This window comes from Bradyrhizobium arachidis, assembly GCF_024758505.1.
Taxonomy (GTDB): Bacteria; Pseudomonadota; Alphaproteobacteria; order Rhizobiales; family Xanthobacteraceae; genus Bradyrhizobium; species Bradyrhizobium manausense_C.
In genome coordinates this window covers 6,780,449-6,793,095 of record NZ_CP077970.1, presented here as the reverse complement: position 1 = coordinate 6,793,095, position 12,647 = coordinate 6,780,449, and the positions used below count along the sequence as shown (strand labels likewise).

At 58.6% G+C, this 12,647-nt stretch carries 12 protein-coding genes and 2 pseudogenes; 7 read left to right on the top strand and 7 right to left on the bottom strand.

Translation table 11 applies throughout. The features are described from left to right. Positions 1-326: 326 nt before the first annotated feature. Entirely contained in the window at positions 327-1,976 is a 1,650-nt protein-coding gene (locus KUF59_RS31365) for a recombinase family protein (RefSeq protein WP_258767322.1), read from the bottom strand. A gap of 153 nt (positions 1,977-2,129) precedes the next feature. Here KUF59_RS31365 and KUF59_RS31360 point away from each other — a divergent pair, with 153 nt between their 5' ends. The 4 genes from KUF59_RS31360 to KUF59_RS31345 all read left to right on the top strand — a co-directional run bounded on the left by KUF59_RS31360 (position 2,130) and on the right by KUF59_RS31345 (position 4,986). Further along, a complete protein-coding gene (locus KUF59_RS31360) occupies positions 2,130-2,789 on the top strand; it encodes a class I SAM-dependent methyltransferase (protein ID WP_258767321.1) in 660 nt (219 codons plus the stop codon). Positions 2,790-2,798: 9 nt separating this feature from the next. Further along, positions 2,799-3,518 (top strand): class I SAM-dependent methyltransferase, encoded by a 720-nt coding sequence (locus KUF59_RS31355; RefSeq protein ID WP_258767320.1) that lies wholly within the window; start codon positions 2,799-2,801, stop codon positions 3,516-3,518. Between the two features lie 252 nt (positions 3,519-3,770). Continuing rightward, positions 3,771-4,004, top strand: a complete 234-nt coding sequence (locus KUF59_RS31350; protein ID WP_258767319.1) for a hypothetical protein — start codon at positions 3,771-3,773, stop codon at positions 4,002-4,004. Between the two features lie 832 nt (positions 4,005-4,836). After that, a complete protein-coding gene (locus KUF59_RS31345; RefSeq protein ID WP_258767318.1) occupies positions 4,837-4,986 on the top strand; it encodes a hypothetical protein in 150 nt (49 codons plus the stop codon). An 85-nt stretch (positions 4,987-5,071) separates the two neighbouring features. Here the strand turns inward: KUF59_RS31345 and KUF59_RS31340 are convergent, their stop codons facing one another. The 4 genes from KUF59_RS31340 to KUF59_RS31325 form a co-directional block, all read right to left on the bottom strand. Next, positions 5,072-5,299 (bottom strand): ATP-dependent DNA ligase, encoded by a 228-nt coding sequence (locus KUF59_RS31340; protein ID WP_258767317.1) that lies wholly within the window; start codon positions 5,297-5,299, stop codon positions 5,072-5,074. 272 nt (positions 5,300-5,571) lie between these two features. Further along, positions 5,572-6,933: a calcium-binding protein gene (locus KUF59_RS31335; protein WP_258767316.1), complete on the bottom strand. Its 1,362-nt coding sequence runs from the start codon at positions 6,931-6,933 to the stop codon at positions 5,572-5,574. 623 nt (positions 6,934-7,556) lie between these two features. After that, entirely contained in the window at positions 7,557-7,730 is a 174-nt protein-coding gene (locus KUF59_RS31330; protein WP_258767315.1) for a hypothetical protein, read from the bottom strand. 1,236 nt (positions 7,731-8,966) lie between these two features. Further along, positions 8,967-9,101, bottom strand: coding sequence for a hypothetical protein (locus KUF59_RS31325; protein ID WP_258767314.1), 135 nt, complete (start codon positions 9,099-9,101; stop codon positions 8,967-8,969). Positions 9,102-10,176: 1,075 nt separating this feature from the next. Between KUF59_RS31325 and KUF59_RS31320 the strand changes: the two genes are divergently transcribed. Further along, positions 10,177-10,398: a hypothetical protein gene (locus tag KUF59_RS31320; protein ID WP_258767313.1), complete on the top strand. Its 222-nt coding sequence runs from the start codon at positions 10,177-10,179 to the stop codon at positions 10,396-10,398. Positions 10,399-10,579: 181 nt separating this feature from the next. Beyond that, a complete protein-coding gene (locus tag KUF59_RS44110) occupies positions 10,580-10,708 on the top strand; it encodes a hypothetical protein (protein ID WP_309500878.1) in 129 nt (42 codons plus the stop codon). 697 nt (positions 10,709-11,405) lie between these two features. Here KUF59_RS44110 and KUF59_RS31310 read toward each other — a convergent pair. Next, a pseudogene (locus tag KUF59_RS31310) lies at positions 11,406-11,489 on the bottom strand (damage-inducible protein); the annotation flags it as partial. 187 nt (positions 11,490-11,676) lie between these two features. Continuing rightward, positions 11,677-12,207 carry a hypothetical protein gene (locus KUF59_RS31305; RefSeq protein WP_258767312.1) on the bottom strand — a complete coding sequence of 177 codons (531 nt, stop codon included), beginning with the start codon at positions 12,205-12,207 and terminating at the stop codon, positions 11,677-11,679. 236 nt (positions 12,208-12,443) lie between these two features. Here KUF59_RS31305 and KUF59_RS31300 point away from each other — a divergent pair. Next, positions 12,444-12,623, top strand: a pseudogene (locus KUF59_RS31300) (carboxyl transferase domain-containing protein); the annotation flags it as partial. Positions 12,624-12,647 lie beyond the last annotated feature (24 nt).

Below are 12,647 nucleotides of genomic sequence, written 5' to 3'. Positions count from 1 at the left end.
ACGTTCCTGGTATTCGAGCGTGCGAGTAGTTGGGTATATTTCCACTCGTTCGCTGGGAACCGTTCGCGACGCATGCGGTGAAGACCTGGGCCCCGCCGGTTCACGCCGGCGCGCCTTCACATTATGCTGAAAATCAGAAATTGCGCTTGTGCCGCCGGGCAAATCGGGTGTAGATGAGGGGCTGGTCCAACTCACCGAAGGGGAACCAGCTCTCATGCCCGAACAAGTCGAACAGTCCTGTGATCTCGCCAAGATCGCCAAGCTCAACGGCGATTTCAGAAGAAACTATGGAATGTTCCTCGGCGCGTTCCTTTATTTGCGTTCAATCAGCGCCGTGCGTGGCCGTTCTTGGCTTTGGGCCGGTCTAGTTTCGTTCGCTTGTTCGGCCGCGCTGGCTTGGGTAGGGAAGTACGGCTTGGCATGGTTACACGTCGGATAACTGCACGAGCCAGCGCCTGAGGCGTTTCGTAGCGGCTCATCCGGCGCCGTATGCGGGCTCTCTCCGAGAATTTGACCGTTCGACCGCTCGTCCCGTCTGTTGACAACAACACGTAGTCAAACACGGATCTGCTCTGCTCGGTCAATCGGATGGCAGCGATCCATCCGTCAGGCATTCCTCCGCGTTGGATGATCCAATAGCAAGCATGGTTCGCCTTTGCCCCGGCCCGCCATCGGGCAGTTCGAAAAGAAATGCTCAAGCCTCTCTTCAACTCGATGCAGTCAGTCGAGCATCGGAGGCGCACCCCAGCCGCCTTGAGCTTCTCGGCGACTTGGGCCGCGAGCTTGGCTTTTTCCTCAGCCCACATTTGCCGGTGATCAAGATATTCAGTGTTCCGATTTGAGGTGTAGCCAATCAACCTGTAGGCATTTCGCAGATTGCCGAAATGTGCCCTGTATGTGGGGTAAGAGGGAAGACCTACGGCTCGATCAATGATCCTTGGACTGAGACGTCCTTCCTCCATCAGCGTCTTACGCAACCGAGACAACATTTCGTCCTCCGTCAAGAGGTCTACTCGACGCTCACTGATGATCTTGTTTGCCTCAACGAAAGTTTCGCGTTCAATGATCGGTTCGATGCAGCCTTTGGTTCGAACCCACAGCTCTGGTGGGTTGGGTACTAAGCGGCTATTCAGCTTCTTTGAGTGACGATTGTAAACTAGATTCCCAATGTAGTTCTCATTCTTGAGAACCCGAGTGACAGAGTATCGAGTCCAGCGCCTCCTCGCTGAGGTTAGAATGGCCTTGCGGTTTAGCTCGTCGGCAATGACAGTTTCTGACTTCACTTCCAAGAACCGAGTGAACATCCACCTTACTATTGCCACTTCATCCCTGTCGCCAGGTCTTAGCCTTATATGATCGGTGGCGATGAATTTGCGCTCGCCTGGTTTTAAAACGCCCCGAGACTGAGATTTCTCGTCAACCAATTCGCGTTCGATTCCGAAGCCTTTTCGGCCACCGGGCGCATAGCCGTTGCGAACCAACCTGCAAACGCCGGCATGGACTTTGGCCGATAGCTCGCGACTAAACTCGGCCGCCATTACTCTCTTAAGGTTCTTGACGATGCTCGACAGCATGCTGCCATCATTCTCAAACTGTTCGGCGCAGTAGGCGACCTTGATGCCGGCTTGCTTGCAAACGAACTCGTGGTGTGCGCTTTCGTCGATATCCTGGAAGCGGCCCCAGCGGCTTACGTCGTAGACCAGGATATGGCCGAAGTCGGTATCGCCGCTCTGGACGTGCTCGAGCAACCGCTTCAATCCGTCGCGGTTCTTGAGATGAAGACCGCTCTCGCCCTCGTCGCGGTAGGTCCGGACAATCGTCAGGTTGTGGGCGTGGGCAAAGGCCGCAATGACAGTGGCCTGATTTTCAATCGAGTACTGCTGCCGCTCGGTCGACATGCGGACGTATTGGGCAGCGCGTGACGCGAGCTGCGCTCTTGGCAACTGAGCCTTGTGAACAACGAGCGCGTTGACCATCGATCAAGCCCCGGGGCTGCCGCCGGAGGGATCAAACGCCGCCGTCGGTCGATGGGCAAGACGAAATGCCGTAAGCCTAAGGAATTGTTTCTAAATGTTTCTGATTGTGTTAGGGGAGTTGCACAAGCAAAAAGAGTAGCGGCGGAGCCGTCAGTGAACTTCATACAGAAGGTAAGGCGTAAGCTGTTTCCGCCCACCGAGGTAATTGAAGGCTACGAAAACCCCGAACTCGTTGAGACGATTTTTCGGAAGACCGCGAGTTACGTGCCCGTAGGCGAGTGGCCACTCGTCGCAGGCGTCAAGACGGTGCTCGACTTCGGAGGCGGCGCTGGCATCCACTACAAGATTGCCCGGAAGCAATCACCGGACATTCGCTGGGCTGTGGTGGAAACGTCCGCCATGGTGCGGCGAGCGCGGGAATTGGCGACCAACCGGCTGATGTTCTTCGATGAGATCGCGAAGGCGGCGGATTGGTTGGGTGAGATCGAGTTAATGCACTCGAACGGAGCGATTCAATACGTTCCTGTCGCGATAGACACGATCAAAGCGCTTTGCGCAGCGCGGCCTGCAACGATGGTATGGCATCGAGTACCGATCACCGACGGCATCGTAGAACCGGAAGTCCAAACGTCCTTTCTCAGTGATAACGGGCCCGGCCTGGAGGCCGCAGGTAAGGACAAGCTTGTCAGGTATGCGAGACATTGGATTTCCGGAAACGCGTTCGTTGCAGCTCATGAGGGGTATCGCGTGACCGAGCGCGCTGCCGATCCGCGCGAGCACGGGACGCAGCAATTCCGCTTTACAAGGCATTAGGCGGAATCGATGTCTAGTCTCGCTCTCACCTTCGATCGTTCCGATGACATATCCAAGCCGGAAGGCTGCGACACGCGTGGGATCGTCTATCGCTGGAACATCTTCGCGACACATCTTGCCGTCGTGCCGGCCGGTGCTGAAGTGTTGGACTTTGGGGCTGGTTCACTTCGGGAAAGCTTTGACCTAGTCCAAAAAGGCTTTAGCGTCACGTCAGTCGACGTGAGCGCCGAGACGCTGAACGAATACAAGCGCAAATACGATTGGCCGGCCAATGGCAAGCACCGGCTGGTCGCAAACCTCGATCTCTTCGCCGCTCTCAGCGAACTCGAAAGCCAATATGCCCTGATTACGGCTTTCGACGTGCTCGAGCATCTCGCGGACCCCGTGGCCGCGCTGCAGGAACTCGCCAAACACCTGCAGGACGGCGGTTTGATGTTCGTGACCGTTCCCAACGGCTGGACGCTTTTCGAGCTCGCTTTCAGGACTGAGTTGATGATCGCACGTGCCGCCGGCCGAAAATTGCCGCCGGGCGAGCCGCATTTGCAGTGGCACTCGCCCGGGGCAATGGAAACGACTGATCGAACGATCAGGGCTTTCGATTGTCGACCACGACATGCAGATCGGCTTTTTTGCCAACACGGCCGCGGCGCTCGTGCAACTTCCCTTAGTAAGCGGCGGACGGGTGGCCCGAAAGGTCGGCATCAAGAACGATGCGCTGGGGTTGGCTGAGCGTATAGTCGAGAAGGGGCCGCAGGCTCGGGCAATGGACTTCCTAGACAGACACACCAAGCCGTTGTTCGAAAGCTTGTATGGCTGGAACTTGTATGTGTTGCGAAGGACAGCGCACATGAAAGTAATGGCGCGCTAGCACTGTGGCTCGAAGTCTTGGGTTGTGTTCCGGCCTTACTATTGCTTTCTATGGCCACTTGCCAGGGTCGATCGAGGTTAGGGGGTCTATGGCTGGAGCATTGAAAGGAGACGTTGCCGGTCCTGCTCGAGTTGACGCTGGTTGGCGCGAAGCCTCTCAAGCTCGGCCTGAGCTTTATTCAGATCAAGCTGCTGCCGCTTCAGTTCGACAATCTGCGCCTCTTGCTGCGCGAGCTGCCGTTCTCCGTCCACGACCGCGCGTTCGATTCGCCTCAATTCATCGAAAAGCGCGTCCCTTTGCATTTCTCCAGCTCGTTGAAGTGCGCGAGGCAAGCTGTGCCTGCTTAACGTAGGCCGAAGAAGGAAAGGACGGCGGCAATCACAACAATCAATCCAACCAAGTAAATGAGATTGTTCATCGAACTCTCCTTCTCCGCTCAATGATTTGGATAGCTAACCCACACGGCTTGCCACTTGTTCCCGATCTTTAAGGACGTTGGGAGAACAAGCGGCGTTTCCGCTTTGTTACAAACGTCCTGAGTGCGGAACTCGGCTTGCTCCGGCGCGTCACTAACTAATGGTTAAGGAACGGACGACTAGCATGTTCCCGTCGTTGACTGTCCAGTCGGTAAGGACGCGAAGGACCTGAACAGCGTGAAGGACCTCAGGGCAAAATTGGACAAGCTGCGAGCCGACGCTTCAGATTTGGCTCTCATGAGCAGGCAAGCTGCAGACGCAGAAAAGCGGGCACTGTTCGGACGGCTGGCGGACGAGCTCGCAATAGAGGCGCTTGAGCTCGAGCAAGTGGTGAACCGGAGGAGCGGGCGCTCAGGTTCGTTCGATCTGGACAAGGTCGTAAAGTTGAAAGCCGGACCAGGTCGGGACTAACGTGAGTCCACGATGCACCTTGGTAGGCGCACATTGCTGCCGGTGAAATCATCGTTATCCAACTAGGAATCGGGCGATCAATCGTCCTCCGGCAAGACGTGTCGGAGTTCATGGATCGACCCGCCGCGTGATCTCTTGTCATTGTCAATCGCGCGGTCGAGGTCAACTAAAGCTGTCCACGACGCGTGCAATTGCCGGGTGCGTTCTGTTCTTCACTTTGACCCAGTGCGGCTGCCGGCCGCCGCGATAGGCGCGGTCGCGCCGCTTGGAGACGATGCCCTCGAGCCCCATCTTGCAGGCGGCGCGGACAGATCCGGGCCGATCTCCCCAGCTCGAACGGCGCCACGAAGATGCCGTCCGTTCGGCCGCGCAACAGGCGCTCGAGATTGGTTTTGCGCATTTCGAGCGGCAGCGGCCGCACATCGTCGCCGTCGAGCGCTAGGCAGTCGAAGGCATAGAGCTGCACCTCGTGATCGAGTTTGCGCGAGTGCAGGGCGTGAAGTCGGACACGCCGTCGACCCCGAGGATCACGGCTTCACCGTCGATGACGAATGCTTCTGCCGGTTCTTCAGCGCAGCCTCGGCGATCCACGGATAACGCTTCGTCCAATCGCTGCCATTGCGCGAAAGCAGGCACACGCGCTTGTCCTGCCGGATGACCAGCATCCGGTAGCCGTCGTGCTTCACTTCATGGAGCCAGTCTGGTCCTGATGGGACCTGCTTGCCGGCAATCGCCAGGCAAAGTTCGTATGGCATGCGCATGCGCAGAACATAGGCAGCTATCGCAGAAATTGCGAATTTCGCCGGGCGCCCCAGCAGCCACCACATGCCTCGGGACGGAACCGCCCCGGACATGCGGGGCTTGGTTCGCGTCGGCCATCGTTTCTGTTGAGGCAGGGCAATTGGAAGTGGCTGGCGCGGGGCCGTCGGCTCTTAAACCTCCGCCGGCGGCCCCACCAAAGTTGGGCCCTTCGCCGCAAATTCTCTTAGCCGCCTTCATTGCGGGATGGCTTCCACAGCCAACTGGCTCAAGAAAATAGAAAGTCGCTATCCGTTAGCGTGCCGGTGAAGCCGACGAGGGTGACCGTGTCGGTTGCGGAAACCGTGGTGCTGATGACGGTGTCGGAACCAATGACGTCTATGTCGAGGTCGCCGAAGTCCGCGACGCCGGCCACCCGGAACTCTAATGTGTCCTCGCCCTGGTGGAAGTCGTTCACAAAATCGTCCCCGAACGCACCCACGAACACAAAGGTATCGTGGCCGCCGGTGGCAGAGTCCAACAGGAATTCCGCATCACCCCACATCTGATCGGTGGTGTTGATGCCACTGATAAGTCGGTCATTGCCACCCTGAGCGGACCCAGTCATTACCCGGGCATCGCCGAGAAGGGTGTTTTCAACAAAGCCGCTGCCGCTGTTGGTGCCGCCGGTGAGGGTGTCGTTGCCTCCCTGAGCGGACTCGCTCATTTCGAAGGCATCGCCGAAAAGGGAGTTACTGCCGCCGTTGCCGCTGATGTCGCCGCCGGTGAGGGTGTCGTTGCCGCCCTGAGCGGACCCGGTCATTTCGGAGGCATCGCCCAAAAGAATGTTTGCAAACGCAAAGACGCTGCCGCTGTCGTTGCCGCCGATCAGGGTGTCGTTGCCGCCCTGAGCGGACCCGGACATTTCCTGGGCATCGCCGGAAAGGTACACACTGATAGTGCCGCCGCTGCCGCTGTTGTCGCCGCCGGTCAGGGTGTCGTTGCCGCCCTGAGCGGAGTCGGTCATTTCGTAGGCATCGCCGTAAAGGGAATCTGCAAAAACGCCGTGGCCGCTGTTGTCGCCGCCAGACAGGATGTCGTTGCCGCCCTGAGCGGACCCGGTCATAAAGGCGGCATCGCCGTAAAGGCTGTTTCCAGAAATGAAGTTGCCGCTGTTGTTGTCGCCGGCGGTCAGGGTGTCGTTGCCGCCCTGAGCGGACCCGGTCATTTCGTACGCATCGCCGACAAGTTCGTTAAAAAAAAGGCCCAAGCTGCCGTTGTTGTCGCCGCCCGTCAGCTTGTCGTCGCCGCCTCGAGCGGAATCGAACATCGTTCCCGCGTCGCCGATAAGCGAGTTGACAAACAATTCCGGGCTGCCGCTGTTATCGCCGCCGATCAGCTCGTCGTTGCCGCCCCGAGCGAAATTGAACATTTCTTGCGCATCGCCAAAAAGGATGTTGGAAACAATGCCGCTGCCGCTGTTATCGCCGCCGATCAGCTTGTCGCCGCCACCCCGGGCGGAGTCAATGAGCGACACCCCCGCGTCGCCATAAAGAAGGTTGTCTTGGTCATTCGTGCCTACGAGGATTTGGGCTGCGCCTTTTTCCTTGTCAAAAAGAGTGCCGCTGGTATCTCCAAAGAGCGTTGCCATGTGAGCCTCCGAAGTGCTCCACTCATGCATGGGTCAAATACCGATTTTGGCGTCTGCGAGACGCTCTTCCAGGGACTTCGTCTGTTTTCGGCGATTGCGCTGCATGCGGCATGTCCGGGACGCATTTGCGTCCTGCAGCATAAACCCGCGGAACCAACGCTCGTTCCTACGTTGAAACCCGGCGTGGCACTCGGGTGGTCGGAGCCCTGGGCACCGAAATCCTCCAGCACAAGGTAGATGTCGCGATCGAGGCGATCGGACGGCGTGATCGAGGGCGAAGCCATACGCAAAACTCCAACTGCCCCGCGTTGAAAGCTATGTCGACGCCGACCCGAATGCGCAAGAGGGCCGCGACCTGGAGATCAGCGGCCCTTTCCGGGGTTTCGAAGCTTTCGAACAAGTAGGCACTCCCCGGATTGCCGAGCCTTCCCGGTGCCGAGTGTTCCCGCCACAACACCACAACATTTGTGAACCGGAAGCTCAGACGTTAGTCGAGGAGCAGTCTTCTGCCGGTGGCGGAGCTCGGCCAGCCCCGCGCGAGGCCTTTAGGAAATTCTGCCTGATCTGTCTTTTTCGCACGCTGGAATTTGCCGGTGCGGACACCGCCGGTGATGGGACTTCATTCAATCTTCTGTGGAATCGCGCGACCGCGTTGGCTGGCCGAGCTGTTGAAGTCGCTTTTCCAATTTTTGCTTTTTGGCAACCAGCCTTGCAGCGAGAATTTGGCCGACTTCCGTGTGGAGAGCCCACATCTCATCAATGGACATTTTTTCAAATTGCTCTCGGTAATCGTTCACAGTCCTGCCCCCCATTGGGGCGGGAAGCACTCAAATCCTCAGGTCTTACGCCGATTCAGGGTCCGGGCGTGGCTGGCCAGCCATTCCCCGTTGCCTCACAAACCGCCTTCCTGGCTTTGCGTACCTCACCGAACACTTTGCCTTCGGCCGCGCTACTCTGTCTTGGAGCGTTTTCAGTTCTGAAACTCGTGAAGCGAGTTCCTCAAGAAGTTGATGCAAAAAGGATATGCGCTCGTGCAACCGCTCGCGATCATGCATGGGGCCCCCATACTAATATACGTCGTCGGTAGTCGCGTTCTCCCATCGGAGCGAACAAATAATGCCGGCAATTGCCGCTTGTTCCTTACCTCGCTTGATTCGGAAAAATCGATCTCGCGCGACGCTTCCTTCCACTTGCCTCGGATCGCAGAACTGAGCCGCGTTAAAGGCGACTCAAGATTCACATAGGCGAATGCACTCGGCCATATTGTTGATCCCGCTACATAGCGAAACCGCGGCAGGCATTCAGGGGAGCCGATCATTTGAGTGATAATACGCCTTTGCAGGCAAGATTTTTTATTCGGAAGGGAGGCAAGGGTTGGATGGTTTATGATCGAGAACGCAAGGGACCGGCGCAAATCGGAACCAATTTGGCGGCCAATCTCACGATGGAGCAAGCCGAACACGTAATGCGAAACTTGAGCAGTCCGCGCAAGACAAGCGGTCCTTCTGAGTAGAGAGTCTCGATGGCAGATTGCGTAATCGTCCGCGCCTATGGCCGTCAATTGGACCAACTGCGCGATGAGGCATCCCGCATTTCACGAAGCCACAAAGTGGACTGGTGGATCGAGCGGGGCGAGAAGGGAGCGCGCTTTTGCTTCGAGAATGCTGAGGCGAAAAGGGTCTTTGCCTCGATCTGCGAAAACTTCGCTATTCCGTGCCTTGAGATCTAGCGAAGTGGTCCCTTCTCAAAGAGCTGAGTCAATGATCTTGTCGCGCTCGGCTGAGGGATCGCGCGAGACGGCCACGGTCTCGCGCCGGGAAGCCGGCCCCGACCCGGGATGGGGGGCAGTTGAGGCCGAGGCCGCTCCACCGGCAATCGGCGGTGAGCCGGCCAAAATCAACGGCCGGTTCCATGAAAGAGTTCCTAACTTGCCTCGCTCCGCCATTTCAGCGCTCCGCCCCGACGGCCTCTGGATCTGCGTCGGGCGGTCCGGCAAGGGCGGCTGATTGGCCCGCCGGTTCACGGCGGTGGGCCTAGTTCATCTTGCGGCGCATCTTCTTGAGGATCTCCCGCAGGTCTTTCACATATTCCTCAATGAGCCGGCGCGCCTCCTCCAGCCGGGAGGGCTTGGGCTCCTGTACTTCCCGCTGTTTATCGGGCTCGATCATGGCCCAGCGTGGCTGGGGGCAAGGCGCGGCCGTTGCGATAGATCAACCGAAAAAGGCTGACGGGGGCGGCCTTACTCTTTGGAGACCCTAATTGGCGTCTTTGTTTCGGCGGTCGCGTTACAGCGCGGGCAGAAAAACTCGTGCACAATTGCCCTCTCTTCTTTGAGAAGAGCCGACCGCGACCAAGCCATCGCGACGTTGCAATGGGAGCAAATCGGAGCGCTTAGTTGCTCGATTGAATGCCTGAGTGCTTCCATCGAGGCCCGTCCTTTCTAGGACAGAACATAATACCCATCCTGCGGACTGAACGGCAATAACCTGGAATAAGGGACGGAGGCGGGAAAAACTGGTAAGGCCGCCCGATGAAAACCTATCGGGCATACATTCTGACCTTTGAGGGGAACGTCATTCAGTCGGTCGATCTGGTGTGCGCCAGCGAGGAGAATGCCCTGGCACTTGCGGAGCGACTAGTTGAGACAAGCCCGGTGGAACTATGGGACGGGCCGCGCCGGGTTGCTCGCTTTGAGCCCAAAAAGTCAAACTAAGACAACGCTAGGACAGGGGCTCGGCGCGCGGCCTGCACCTCGCGCAACGCATGATCGATTGCCTCATTCAACATTTTGACCCTGCCAGATGATGCTCGTCCGAGGCCGACTGTCTTCTTGCGAAGGCGCGGCAACCTTTGAGTTGGGTCAAGCGTCACGAGGCTGCCTTACACAGCGTCATCCTAACCCCAATCTCACCCAGTCGTGAGTTGGGTCGAGCGCCTGCACGGGTCTACATCAAGGGCGGGTTGATCGAGACGGCCTCTCGCACCACAAAAGCCCGTAGGACCAGAGCCGATAGTGCCGGTGCCGACAGTGCCAGCTCCTAGTGGCCAGAGAAAGCGAGCATCAACCTCCGCGCCCCACGTGGTGCAAGCGCTTGCGCTGCCACGGGCGCGGTTGCAGCTTTGACCTGTTCATCTGGCGATCTTGGCCTTCTTCGCGCGCTTCTTGCGGGGAGGTTCGGCAGCATAACGCCTGTGCGCACGCAACATCCCGGTGCGAGCGACAAACAAATGCGGGAGGCTGGAATGGAAACCGTATGCCGCATGCGCGCAATGGCTTCGCTCTGCCGACAGAGTGCTGCGTATCATCCTGACAGAGGCTGGAAGCTGCTCGCCGAGGCAGAGTACTGGGAGCACATGGCAAGTGCAGCTGTGCTGGAGCATCTTAAGGAAGGCACGGCCGGATCGCTGGCGCAGCCACAACAAACCGCCAGCTCGAATGACGTGCAACGAATTGCCGTCGCTTGAATGCTCTGGCCTCATTCAAAAACGGCGTCCTGTCGATCTCGCTCCCGAAGTCATGAACCCGCGAGCGGGCGTCAAGCGTATCGCAATCAACACGCAGTAAAGACCATCACGGGCGGCGGTCTCCGCCGCCCGACTCCACGGAAAACCGTCCCGAGGAAAGGAGCGTAAAGGGAGGCAATCGATGACCAATGCCAAGACGAACACGGGCAATCTTCACCTTATCTTCCACCCGGCTGCCTACTATGCGTCTCCGGAAGACGACTTGAACGACAACGAACTTTTTGAACGACAACGAACTTTCCGCGCCTGAAAAGAGGATCATCCTCTGGTCATGGGCGTCCGACTTGTTCGCCGTCGAATCCTGCCCCGCGCTGCGCGACATTCCCGGCATGGGCCACACCATGCGGCTCGCTGATATCCTGGCCGCGTGCGTAAGCTCGATGGCGAGGACGACGACCCTCCTCCGGGCGGCGGGGTACCGATGCGGTTGCGGCGGCCTTGGGCCGCAGCGCTCCGGAAAGGGCCAGGGAGTTCTCGCAGACCGTTCTGATAATGCCCGCCGCGTAGCGAGCTTATCCTTCAGCTCTTCCTAGGCCGGCCCTCCTCGTCCTCGGCTCGTCTCTCGAGAGAATTCGGATCGAGGTCCAGGTCTGGAACCGGAAACTAGAACATGAGTTATATCCCCGGAGCGTTCCGGAGGCGTTCATGTTCGATGATGTCGAATGGCGCGTGTAGGATATCAATGCAAGGCTGGCTCGATTTCAAGCCAATACCGAGCGCGAGAAGGAAATGATGGAGCGGTCATTTGAACTGCTCCAAAGGTCCGAGCAGCTTCTTAAGATGTCCGTCCCGATCACTTGGCCTCAATCGCAAGAGCAGTAAGCCGCCCGGTCGCGTGGAGAAGGTGTCGAACCACGCGGCGGCCGAGAAACCTGCTCCGCCGAACACCGTAACAAGACGATATTTACGGCCGGGCGGGATCCAATGTGCTTACGCGAAAGCGGGAAGCCATCGATCTCGGTCGCAAGCTGCAGGCGACGCGATGCCGTTATTGACAGCCGCGCGACCTCGACCACAACGGCGCCGAGACCCGATGGCCAGCCCTTCTGGTAACCTGACTAGAGCTGCTAGGCCCGTAACTCCCACCAGGGGACCACCTTGAACACCTAACCGGCGACGATCATCAGCGGCCCGCCGACCACGGCTGTGACGCAGCTCTAGCCTTCGTCTCGACGACGTCGACACACTTGGCTTTGCGGCGGCACCGCCGACCGGCACCTAGACCGCCGGCCGGCGGGTGCCCCGACGAGAACGAACACGCGGGCCAGGGACCGTATAACCGCACTCGGGATCTTGCGCGATGGTAAGCGGATCGGTCGCGGGAAACCACTTCAACATCGCCTTCCGGGCGGTCCGGTTGAGGCACTTACCGCGGCCCTGCCGCACGACCTCGCCAGCCACCCACTCGAAAAAATGCTGCGCCGTTTCGCAGTTTGCCGCAGAACAGTCACCCACGATCTCCGCGAAAGTCTCCAGCATGATGTGTCCGACAACCGAGGGTTCGAAGCCCGAGGCGACCTTGGTCAAACGCTGCAGGAGAGCAGGACTCATGGCATCCGTGGACGCGACCAACTTGTCAATGAACGCGCGATGGCCGCGACGCCAATTGCGCCACAAGCCGTCGTCGTACACGCTCGGAAACCGATCTCGCGGCAACGAATCGACGTAGATCTGATCCTGTTCGATCGCATCGGACAAACGTCCGAGAAACTCCTTGATGTCCGTCTGGACCAGCGCTCGGGTCAACATTTGATCTCTCCTGCTTCGTGTTGTACATTACGTCCGGCTGCGCACGGGGCGCTGAGGACTAGGCCTCGACGATATGTGTCGATATTGCGCACCTCAAACGCGATCGGGAAGCTAAGGAGAGTTAGCTTCCCACCGGCGAACTTCTCCACACCTAAATTTTGGTCTTGAAGAGTATCGTTCTCCCGATCCTCGAATAGATGGTCAGTCGATTCGAGCATATCGACGAAAGAACCGGGGCGCCCATCATCGGCCTCTATGATGCGGGTGGCGCGCGCATCCAGGAGGGCGTCGCAGCGCTCGCCGGCTAATCCTGCGTGTCCGCCGCAACGTGCTCGCTTCGGGCGTGATCCCGCAGATCTCCGTCATCATGGGCCCCCATCGCCGGCGGCGACGTCTATTCGCCGGCGATGACCGACCGAGCGTCGGCGTGGTTCACCACG

Excerpts from the sequence above, each read along its gene's own strand:
- KUF59_RS31335 (WP_258767316.1), bottom strand. The coding sequence starts at position 6,933 with ATGGCAACGCTCTTTGGAGATACCAGCGGCACTCTTTTTGACAAGGAA.
- KUF59_RS31320 (WP_258767313.1), top strand. The coding sequence starts at position 10,177 with ATGGAAACCGTATGCCGCATGCGCGCAATGGCTTCGCTCTGCCGACAG.
- KUF59_RS31355 (WP_258767320.1), top strand. The coding sequence starts at position 2,799 with ATGTCTAGTCTCGCTCTCACCTTCGATCGTTCCGATGACATATCCAAG.
- KUF59_RS31340 (WP_258767317.1), bottom strand. The coding sequence starts at position 5,299 with ATGCCATACGAACTTTGCCTGGCGATTGCCGGCAAGCAGGTCCCATCA.
- KUF59_RS31365 (WP_258767322.1), bottom strand. The coding sequence starts at position 1,976 with ATGGTCAACGCGCTCGTTGTTCACAAGGCTCAGTTGCCAAGAGCGCAG.
- KUF59_RS31305 (WP_258767312.1), bottom strand. The coding sequence starts at position 12,207 with ATGTTGACCCGAGCGCTGGTCCAGACGGACATCAAGGAGTTTCTCGGA.
- KUF59_RS31325 (WP_258767314.1), bottom strand. The coding sequence starts at position 9,101 with ATGATCGAGCCCGATAAACAGCGGGAAGTACAGGAGCCCAAGCCCTCC.
- KUF59_RS44110 (WP_309500878.1), top strand. The coding sequence starts at position 10,580 with ATGACCAATGCCAAGACGAACACGGGCAATCTTCACCTTATCTTCCAC.